Below are 10,169 nucleotides of genomic sequence, written 5' to 3' on the forward strand. Positions count from 1 at the left end.
CGGCGGGCGCCCCCCCCCCCCACCGAGGTCCCCTCATGCCCAGACCTGTTCTCGCGCCCCGCGCTCCTCCTGCTCGGCTCCCTCGCTCTGACGGCCGCCTGTGGCACGGCCAGCGCCAGCACGAGGAACACGGACAGGCCGACGGCGAGGGAACGTGTCCGCCGTGCGGTGCGGGCCCCGGCCTCCCGCTCGGCGTCCCGGGCCGTGAGGGAAGCGGTGAGGAAGGCCCGCTCCGGCGCGGTGAGGTCGTCCTCCCGGTGCCGGCCGAACAGCTCCTCGGCGCGGGCCAGCCGACTGCCCCGGTACAGCGCGCCGGGATCGCGCTCCAGCTCCTCCCAGCCGCGCGCCGCCTCACCGAGCCGGCGCTGTGCGCGCAGCCGGTCCCGGCCCTCCTCGATCCAGCCGGCCAGCCGCGGCCAGCCGCTGATCAGTGCCTCGTGCGCAAGCTCCACCGTGTCCCCGTCCAAGGTGACCAGACGGGCGAGGACGAGGCGTTCCAGCACGTCCCGAGCGTCACCGCCCAGCTCGGTCCGGGACGCCGGACGGCGGGTGTCGGCCGTCCCGTCACCAGGGGCGATCAGCCGGAGCAGGATGCGCCGGGCGATACGGCCCTGATCCGCCGACAGGCCGCCGTACACCTCCTCGGCGGTGGCGGCTATGGCGCCGCGTACACCGCCCGTCTCCTCGTACGCCGCCAGGGTGAGCAACCGGCCGCGGCGGCGGCGCCAGGTCTCCAGCAGGGCGTGGGAGAGCATGGGCAGTGCGCCCGGCTGGTCGACGACCTCGTCGATGACCGCGGCGGTGAGCGCCCGCTCCACGTTCAGGCCGGCGGAGGCGGCCGGGCCGGTGATGACCTCGCGCAGCTCGTCCCGGCTCATCGGACCGACCAGCAGATTGGCCCGGGAGACCGCCTCGGCCAGCTCACGGCGCTCGGCGCAGTGGCCGTAGAAGTCGCCACGGACCGCGAGCACCACACGCAGCCGACTCTCCGGCTCCCGGGCGGCGAGCAGCAGATCGGGGAACCCGTCGCGTTCCTCACGGTCGTGGCAGAGGGTGAACAGCTCCTCGAACTGATCGACGATCACCCAGGTGTCCCCGTCACCGTCCCGGGGGACGAACGCCTTCTCGTGCGTCTGCGCGGGCCGCTCCCCAGGCGTGAGCACACGCACCACCGCCGGCCGGTCGACTCCCGCCGCCTGCCGCAGCCTCGGGATCAGTCCCGCCCGCAACAGCGACGACTTACCGCTGCCGGACGGCCCGAACACCGCCGCGAACCGGTGCTCGCGCACCATCCCGACCAGCTCGGTGACGAGCGCATCCCGGCCGAAGAACAGGCCGCTGTCGTCCGGTTCGAAACGGGCCAGCCCCCGGTACGGCGGTCGCTCGTCCGGCGCGGGCACCCGGATCTCGGCGTCCGTCTCCCGCCAGCGCCGCTCCCATTCGTCCGGATCGGCATCCAGCGCCTCGGCGTACGCCCGCACCACGGCCAGCGACGGCAACTGATCACCGGCAGCCGCCTGGGACAGCGCGGTCGTGGAGTAGCCCGCCCGGCTGCCCATCTCCCGGTACGGCGGCTTCCCGGCCTTCTCCCTGAGGACCCTCAGCTCGTGCGCAAGCCGCTGTACGGGGCCGGCCTCGGGGTCGACCGGCTTCTCGCGTCGTCCCACCCGAGCCACCTCCCACACGCGTCACTGTCGTCAGAGATCGTCGCCACAGCTCAGCTACAGGGCGAGGACCTGCCGTTCCTGGTTCCCTTGTCCATGCCGTTCGCGATGAGGTCGGCGACGGGGCGGAACCGGGAGGCCTCGGTGATGGCGATGACGTAGCGCAGCATGCCGCACGCCTGGGCGGTGCGGTCGGTGCCGCGGACGCCGAGGTCCCTGAGGCTGTCCTCGAGGCTGGACTGACACAGGTTGACGACGGTCAGCGACTGGTTCGCGACGCGGGCGAGCGCGTCGTGGCTCTCCATGCCGAGGAAGAAGTTGTCGTCGGTGGCGTCCTCCGCGCCGGGGACGCCGGAGGCGAGGTTCAGGACGAAGTCGTGCGGGGTGTCGCCGGCCAGGAACCGTACGACGTGGAAGTCCCTGAGCCGTACGACCGCGTGCACCGTGGGGGTGTCGTTGCCGCCGCTGATCACGACATCGGCGAAACGCGGGGCCTTCTCGGCGAGGTTCCGCAGCTGGTCGAGCTGGTCGAGCATGGTCAGATAGGCGGCCGAGCCGTGGTCGACGTTCCAGTGGACCTGTGGGAAGTGGACGTGTCGGTCCGCCGCCGTCGAGCCGGATGCCTCGGTGTCCCTGGGCGCCAGCGCGATCACCAGGAATCCGAGGAGTACGGACAAGGCGACCACGATGAGGACGCTGGTGGGCATGGTGTGCTCCGGTTGTTCTACGTGCGGCGATGTCACGAACGACGCTCACAGCCGGGAGGTTGTTTGGCAGGCCCCGTCTGCCGCCGCAGACAATCCCGCCGCCTCTTCGCGCCGGGGACCCCGAGGGGGGACCGAAGCCCCCGTCCGTCATGGACGTACAACGACGGTCCATCCGGGGTGGTAGGTGTCCGGCACCGGAAAACGCTGCCAGTCGCGCGCCCAGTGCGGTGGTTTCCGGTCGCGGAGGACCAGCGCACTGGGAGGCGCCGGGGGATCGGTCTCCGAGACGGTGCAGCCCGCGGTGTGGGCGATGGGAATCGTCGAGGTGTTTCCCGCGAGGACACAGGGCGGGTGCACCCCGTGCTCGCGCAGCACGGAGGCGATCCGGACCCAGTCCCCGCGGGCCCGCTGATGGTTGCCCGCATGATGGTGGACGAGCCCGGCCTGGATGCCCAGGTGCCCGAGGAGTGCCAGGGCGAGCACCGCGGCTGTCGGCAGCGAGCGGCGGGCGCGGGCCCGGTGGACGACGGCGAGGAGTCCGACGGCGGCGGGGAGTGCCAGCAGGGCGTAGGTCGGCAGCAGGAACCGCGGCGCGGCGTAGGGGACGAAGAAGAGATACGGCCCCGCCGTGGCCGCCGCCACCGCGACCGCCAGCCACAGCGGTGCCGCCGACCGGCGCGCCCGGCGCTCCGCCCACAGCCCCAGGCCGACCAGCAGCGGCAGCAGCACCCACCATTCCGTCGCGGGCAGCGCCACACTGTCGCCCGTGCAGGGGCGGCACAGCAGCGGGCCGTCCAGCGAGGTGAAATGGGAGCCCAGGGAGAAGACGGCCCGCAGGCCGCCCTGGACCTCGTCGGCCTCCGCGAGCCGGTCGCGCACCCCGCCGAACCGCACCTCGGCCTCGACGACCCAGGACAGCGCGCCCGCCACGAGTCCGGCCGCCACGGCGGACAGACGCCCCCGGAGGCGGCCGTGGGCGCGCAGTGTGGGCATCAGTACGGCGGCCAGGAGCAGCGGCGCGGCGACGGCCACACCGTCGTTGGGCCGCATCAGGGTCACCACCGCGAGGCCCGCCACGACACCCGCGTACCGGGGACGCGGCGCGAGGAAGCAGCCCACCGCGGCGGTGGCACCCATAGCGGTGTAGTGGTTCGGCATCGCGGCACCGGCGTAGAACAGAGTGATCCACAGGCTGCCGTACAGCCCGGCCGCCACCCACACCGCCGCCGGGCGGTGCACGATCCGCAGCCAGGGCCGGAATCCCAGCCAGAGCGCACCGCCGGCCAGCAGGAGCAGCCACACCCGGAGCAGCACCGTGGAGTCGCTCCAGGAGGCGATCGGGGCGAGCAGCAGGGGGACCCCGCGGGTGCGCGGGGCGCTGAACGGGGTCGCGGGACCGTACGGTCCGAAGCGGCTGGCGTACACGAGCTCGTCCCAGCCGAGCGGCAGGGTGAGCGGGACGAGGACGACCGACAGCAGACAGAAACCGACGGCCACGATCCACAGCATCCGCCGGGCCGAAGAGTGTGCCGAAGCCTGTGTCGGAGACTGTGCCGAGGCCGCTGTGCGATCCGCGTTCATCGGACCCACCCCAGCTTGCGCCGCCCGCGGCGCACCGCCGCGCGGGTGAGGATGCCTGCCGTGGCGGCGAGCACGGTGGCGCGGTCGCGCCAGTCGGGCGGGCCGGGTGGTGGTGGAGGAGCGGAACGCCCGGCGCGTTCCTCCACCAGGGTGCTGAACAGACGCTCGTAGCGGTCGGCGACGCCATCCGGGGTGAAGCGTTCCGCCGCACCGGCCCGGGCGGCCCTGCCCATCTCCGCACGCCGTCCGTCGTCCCGCATCAGTGCCAGCAGCGCGTCGGCCACGCCCCGGGTGCTGTCGCGCGGGACGAGATGGCCGTCCACACCGTGGCGGATGATCTCGCCGGGCCCGTGGGGACAGTCGGTGCTCACCACGGGCAGGCCGCAGCGCATGGCCTCCACGATCGTCATCCCGAACGACTCGTGCGCGGAGGTCACCGCGGCGATGGAGCCCTTGACCCACTCGGCCTCGATGGGCGTGGCCGAACCCATCAGGAAGACCCGCTCCCCCAGGCCGTGGTGGGCTATCCGGTCGGCTATCCGGGCCCGCTCCGCGCCGTCCCCGTAGATGCGCAGCGACCAGTCGGGGCAGGCCGCGCCGGCCAGGGCGAACGCGTCGACCAGCATCTCGTACCGCTTGACGCGGGCCAGCCGTCCCGCCGCGACGACGACCTTCGCCGCCGCGTCGGCCGGCGGCACCGCGGGTTCGGGGACGCTGTTGGGGATGGCCAGCACCCGGGTGCGCGGCAGCCGCATGCCACGCCGGTGGTCGCGCGCGTCGGCCTCGGTCATGGTGACCAGCGCGTCGAGACCGCCGTACCAGCGCTGGAGTTCCGTGCGCAGTCGGTGCGGGTGGTTGTCGTGGGTGAGGTGCTCCTGGCCGACGCGTACGGCATGGCGTGGCCCGAAACGGGCCAGCAGCGCGTTGAGGCCGGCCCTGGTGCCCACGACGACGTCGGCGTCCGTCTCCCGCAGCCAGTCGATGACCCGCTGCTCGGCGAGCCGGTGGTACTGGTGCGAGCGGCTGTCCCCCTTCGGGAAGACCTCTCCGGCCCGCCGGGCGAGCGGGTCGGCCGCGTCCGCGGATCCCTCGCGCCGGTCCACCAGGGCCCGCAGCGGCACCTCGGGCGAGCGCCCCAGCTGCGGTTTCTCGCGGTGCCGGAAGACCGACACGAGTTCCACCTGGTGTCGCCCTGCGAGCGTGTCGGCGAGCGTCATGGTCGTTCGTACGGTGCCGCCCATCGCGTACGCGTTGTGCAGCAGGAAGGCGATGCGCACGTGCGGCGTCCCCCGGGTTTCCTGTGGTGTCGCTGGTCAGTGCCGCTGTGTTCGCCTGCGGCGAGGCGACCGCGCCCGAGTCGGGCCGGGTTCGGGCGCTCTTCTGCCGACGCTCGCAACCGGAATGTTGTTTGGCACGTCCCTTTTGCCTGGTCAAACAACTCTGTGGGCGGTGACGGAGTGTCCGGCGCAGAGGTCTCCGGCGACGCCTGACGGGAGGAGATCCGGGTACGGCGGCCGGGCGTCGAAGGCCGCCCGGGACATCACCGAGGGCGTCGCCGCCAAGGGACTTTGATCGACCTCGTGGAGCGGCTGGGCGGACAGCTCCCGCGCCACGGCCACTACTTACGGTCAGGTCAGGAGCAGACCCGCCTGTAGGGCTGGTCCGGAACGTATGCGCGCCACTGCGCGCGAGTCAGCTCGGCGTTCCCGGTACGGGCGCAGACGAGGGACACCGCCCGCTCCGGATCCACCACGTACCGCTGGAGCGGGACTCGCGCGCCACCCGCGTACAGCGTGGTGCTGTCCGGGCTGAAGGCGAGCGTGTCGACGCTGCCACCGGGGGTGCGCAGAGAAGGACCGAGCGGCTGCTGGGTCGCGATGTCCCAGAGCTGGACGGTCCCCGAGTCGCCGCCCACGGCGAGCGTGCCGCCGTCCGGACTGAACGCCAGAGCCGTGATCGCCTCGGCCGAGTCGGAGGACGGATCGACGGGCGCCAGGAAGACGTTCCTCAGGATGCCCGCCCGGTGCCGGAGGCCGCCGTCCCAGAGGGCCACTCGCCCGGTCCAGTCGCTCGCCGCCAGGCCGGAGCCGTCGGGCGCGAAGGCGATGGTTCCTATGCCGTCGCGCTGGACGAGGTCGTGGGCGTGGGACCGGCCCGCTCGGACGAAGCGGTTGTCGGTCACGAGGAGCTTGCCGTCCGGGCTGACGGCGAGATGATCGCCGCCCGGGCCGGGGAGCACCGCCGTCCTGCGCTGCCGCACGGTGTCCCATGTCTCGTTGACGAAGCCGTCGGAAGCCACCCGAGCGGTGAGGAGCGTACGACCGCCGGGTCCCAGGGCGACCCTGTCACGGGGCTCCAGGTATGCCGCCGCGGGCGTCACGGGCGCCGTTTCCAGGTCCAGCGTGGTCTTGACGTGTCCGGCGGCCACGTCCCACACCGTCAGACGCAGAGGCGACGTGTCCTCGCCGCCGTCGACGAGGACTCCGTACGCCAACGCGCCTCCCTCGGGGCTGAAGGACAGCAGCGGCTCGGTCTCGTCGTCCGTGAGGGCCGCCGGTGCTCCGGTGCGCCGGCCGGGAAGCGGCGGGGTCGGCAGGGTGCGCAGCAGTCGGCCGTCGCGCGTGCTGCGCAGCTGGAAGACATAGCGGTCACCGATGAGTTCGGCGGTGGCGAGCGTCCTGCCGTCGGGGCTGAGCCGCACTCCGGCGAGCGGACTCCCGCGCCAGGCGCTGGTGAGCGTCGAGGTGAGGTCGAGGGTGTGGACCGTGCCCCCTTCGAGGTACCGCAGCAGGGGCCGCGAGGAGTCGAAGGCGAGACCGGAGAGCGACGCGTTGTCCAGGGAGTGCCGGAAGACGGGGGCGCCGCCGCTGGGCAGCCGCCACACCCTGATCTCCTCGCCACCGTTGGTCGCAAGGAACGAGCCGTCCGCGCTCACGACGGCCGAGAGGACTCCCGGGTGGGCGACGTCGGCGAGCTCCCGTCCCGACGTGGCGTCCCATACGCGCACCCGGCGGCCCTCGGTGAGAGCGAAGAGCCGGCCGCCGCCGAGGCCGAGGCGGGTGTTGTCGTCGCAGACGCCGCGAGCGCTCGTCCAGGCACCGGACCGTTCGCCGCGCGTGGCCGCGTCCCAGACTCGCAGGGTCCCGCCGTGCGGGCAGACGGCCAGCAGCCGATCGCCGTCGGTCGCCGCGTCGGCGGGCCGCTCACTGCCGGCCGACGGGGTCCGGAAGACCAGATGGCTGTCGGTGGCGGAGTGGAGCCCCACCCGGTCGTCGGTCACGCTCGTCATCAGGTAGTTGCGGCCACTCGCCCCGAACTTCACCTGGTAACCGAGCGACAGGGCACTCCCGATCCAGCGCCTCGCCCGGTTGTCCCACAGCCGCTGGGTCCTGTCAGTGGCCGAGATGACGAGCACCCGGCCGCCAGGGCCCGCGCCGAGTATGCCCCCGTCGGGTACCGGCCCCGAGGCGATACGGCGGTGGGTGTCCAGGTCCCACGTCCGCGAGGTGGAGTCGGGGCCGACGCTGAGCAGGGTTCGCCCGGAGACGTCGAGGAACCGGGACGGTTCGGCACCGGGCGTGGGGTCGGCGAAGTTGCCCAGTTCGGGCTGGGCCAGCGCGCCCAGCAGGGCTCGGCGGGACTCCGGCAGGTCGGAGGTCCGCCATGCGGCGACACCGAGCAGCATCGCGGTGCGCGGGTCGGTGGTCCGCATCGCCTCGGCGACCGCGGCCACCCGGCGGGCCGCCGTGTCGGTGGCCTGCTGCTCGCTGTCCTGACGCAGCCGCAGGGCGGTCAGCCCGACGACCAGGGCCACCGCCAGCACGGCGCAGAGCGAGGCCGTCAGCGTGCGGCTGCGGCGCCGGGCCCGGGTGGCGACCCGCTCCTCCGTCGCCCGCTGCTCCACCGCGGTGAACAGGAAGGCCGTCTCGTCGGAGGTCAGACCGTCGTAGCCGCCGTCCTCGCTGCCGTCGCCGCCCGCGAACAGTTCCTCGGCCCGCGCCAGGCGGGTGCCCCGGTAGAGCGTGCCCGGGTCGCGGTCGTGCTCCAGCCAGGTACGGGCGGCGTCGGTCAGCTGACGGTGGTGGCGCAGCCGCTCCCGGTCCGCGTCGATCCACTCGCGCAGCCGCGGCCAGCAGGTGATGAGCGCCTCGTGGGCGAGCTGCACCCCGTCGTCGTCGGTGGTCAGCAGCCGGGCCCGGGTCAGCCGCCCGGCGACGGCCCGCACCTCGGGGTCCTCCCACCCGGCCATCTCCTCCCAGCCGAGCGGGCGGCGCGTGTCGGCGTTGCCCTGGCCGGGCTCGACCATCCGCAGGAGCAGGTGCCGGGCGGCGTGCGCCTGCGCCGGTGAGAGTTCCCCGTACGCCTCCTCGGCGCTGGCCGCGATGGCGCCGCGCACCCCGCCGGCCGCTTCGTAGGCTGCCAGGGTCAGCATCCGTCCCTTGCGCCGCCGCCAGGTCTCCAGCAGGGCGTGGGACAGCATCGGCAGTCCGCCGGGCTCGTCGAGCACGTCCTCGACGATCCGCGCGGTCAGGGTCCGTTCCACGATGAGCCCGGCCGCCTGCGCGGGACCGATCACCGCCTCGCGCAGCTCGTCCGCGGTCATGGGCCGCACCAGGAGCCCGCTGGTGTGCAGCGCCTCCGCCAGCCGCGGGTGCTCGGCGCACCGCGCGTAGAAGTCCGACCGTACGGCGATGAGGACGCGCAGCCGGCTGCCCGGGTCCCGCGCGGCGAGCAGCAGGTCGAGGAAGCGGTCCCGCTCGGCGCGCTCGCGGCACAGCGTGAAGACCTCCTCGAACTGGTCCACCACCACCCAGCTCTCGGGCTCGTCGGCGGCCGGCGTCAGCAGATGTCCGTACGTGGTCGCGGGCCGGGCTCCCGGAGTGAGGATGCGCAGCACCGCCGTACGCCCCTGCTGCGCGATCCTCTCCCGCAGCAGCGGAATCAGCCCGGCCCGCAGCAGGGAGGACTTGCCGCTGCCGGACGCCCCGAACAGCACGGCGAACGGGGACCCGCACCCCAGCTCGCTCAGCTCCTCGATCAGCCGGTCCCGGCCGAAGAACAGCTCGCGGTCGTCCGGCTCGAAGCGCGCGAGGCCACGGTAGGGCGGGGCGGCGTCGGCGTCCTCCTGCCGCTCCTCCCCGGCCAGCGCCTCGGCCTCCGCCCACCGTGCCTCCCACGGGGCGGGGTCCTCTCCGCATGCCTGGACGTACGCCTGGAGCACAGGCAGCGAAGGCAGTCGCTCGCCGCTTTCGCCAGGGTCGTCACCGAGAAGCCGGCCTGCTTCGCCATGGTCCGGTACGACACGCCCCCCGCCGAGCGGCGCAGCTCCCGAAGATCGTGGGCGAGTCGCTGCACGGGGCCGGCCGCCGGGTCGACCGGTAGTTCGGGACGCCCCATGACGAAGCCTCTTTCACATACAAGAAGAACATGCTGATCAGCAGCACAAGGTACTTTTCGCCCCCCTCGGGCGAGAACCCTTTCCGGCTGTGATGTTCGCCGGAGCCGATCAACCCTGACGGCCGCACCGGCCCACGGCACGGCCGGACGCCAGCCGCTGTGCTACCGCGAACGAACGAACGAACGAACGAGCGAACGAGCGATGCGGAAGAGGAAGGGGGCTCAGCCGGCCGCGACGACCGCGGCGAGGCTCACGGCGGCGGGCAGCGCCTGGGCGAAGAGGATGCGGCGGTTGGCGGTGGCCGCGCCGTACACGCCCGCGACGACGATGCAGGACAGGAAGAAGATCTGGACGCGGTAGCCGGTCGGGTCGTCGGCGATCAGGCCCCAGACCAGGCCTGCGGCGAGGAAGCCGTTGTAGAGGCCCTGGTTGGCGGCCAGCGGCGCGGTGGTGCGGGCCAGTTCGGCGTCGAAGCCGTGGAAGCGACGGCCCGGGCCGCGCTGCCAGAGGAACATCTCCAGGACCAGGATGTAGGCGTGCAGCAGCGCCATGAGGGCGACGAGGACGACAGAGAGCGTTTGCATGCGGTGATTGTGCCGGTGGGCGTTCCGGCCCCGTCGGGCGGTCCGACTTTCGGCCGAGCGGCCCGCTTCCCGGCCGGTGAACGGTGACCGTTCGGCCGAGGTGGCGGCCCTCGCCCCGGCGCGAGATTGGAGCTCCCCTTCCCCAGGAGCCCCACCGATGTCACCCGAGTCACTCTCCTTCGTCGCCGGAGTCGGCCCCGGCGACGAAGGAGCGGGACTCGGGTGACATCGGTGG

The 10,169-nt window shown here is 73.3% G+C and carries 6 protein-coding genes; all 6 read right to left on the minus strand.

Annotation, left to right across the window (positions count from 1 at the left end):
- A partial coding sequence (locus L0P92_RS37310; RefSeq protein ID WP_443733832.1) for a helix-turn-helix domain-containing protein occupies nt 1–1,667 on the minus strand: 1,667 nt, incomplete at its 3' end.
- Between the two features lie 50 nt (nt 1,668–1,717).
- Nucleotides 1,718–2,371, minus strand: coding sequence for a ribosome-inactivating family protein (locus L0P92_RS37315; protein WP_234767508.1), 654 nt, complete (start codon nt 2,369–2,371; stop codon nt 1,718–1,720).
- A gap of 147 nt (nt 2,372–2,518) precedes the next feature.
- Nucleotides 2,519–3,868 carry a hypothetical protein gene (locus L0P92_RS37320; RefSeq protein ID WP_234767509.1) on the minus strand — a complete coding sequence of 450 codons (1,350 nt, stop codon included), beginning with the start codon at nt 3,866–3,868 and terminating at the stop codon, nt 2,519–2,521.
- Between the two features lie 80 nt (nt 3,869–3,948).
- The gene (locus L0P92_RS37325) at nt 3,949–5,229 is read right to left on the minus strand and encodes a glycosyltransferase (RefSeq protein ID WP_234767510.1); all 1,281 of its coding nucleotides are present in this window, start codon (nt 5,227–5,229) and stop codon (nt 3,949–3,951) included.
- Nucleotides 5,230–5,585: 356 nt separating this feature from the next.
- Nucleotides 5,586–9,173 carry a WD40 repeat domain-containing protein gene (locus tag L0P92_RS37330; RefSeq protein WP_372497392.1) on the minus strand — a complete coding sequence of 1,196 codons (3,588 nt, stop codon included), beginning with the start codon at nt 9,171–9,173 and terminating at the stop codon, nt 5,586–5,588.
- Nucleotides 9,174–9,571: 398 nt separating this feature from the next.
- Nucleotides 9,572–9,934, minus strand: coding sequence for a DUF1304 domain-containing protein (locus L0P92_RS37335; RefSeq protein ID WP_234767511.1), 363 nt, complete (start codon nt 9,932–9,934; stop codon nt 9,572–9,574).
- Nucleotides 9,935–10,169 lie beyond the last annotated feature (235 nt).

This window comes from Streptomyces muensis, from assembly GCF_021474425.1.
Taxonomy (GTDB): Bacteria; Actinomycetota; Actinomycetes; order Streptomycetales; family Streptomycetaceae; genus Streptomyces; species Streptomyces muensis.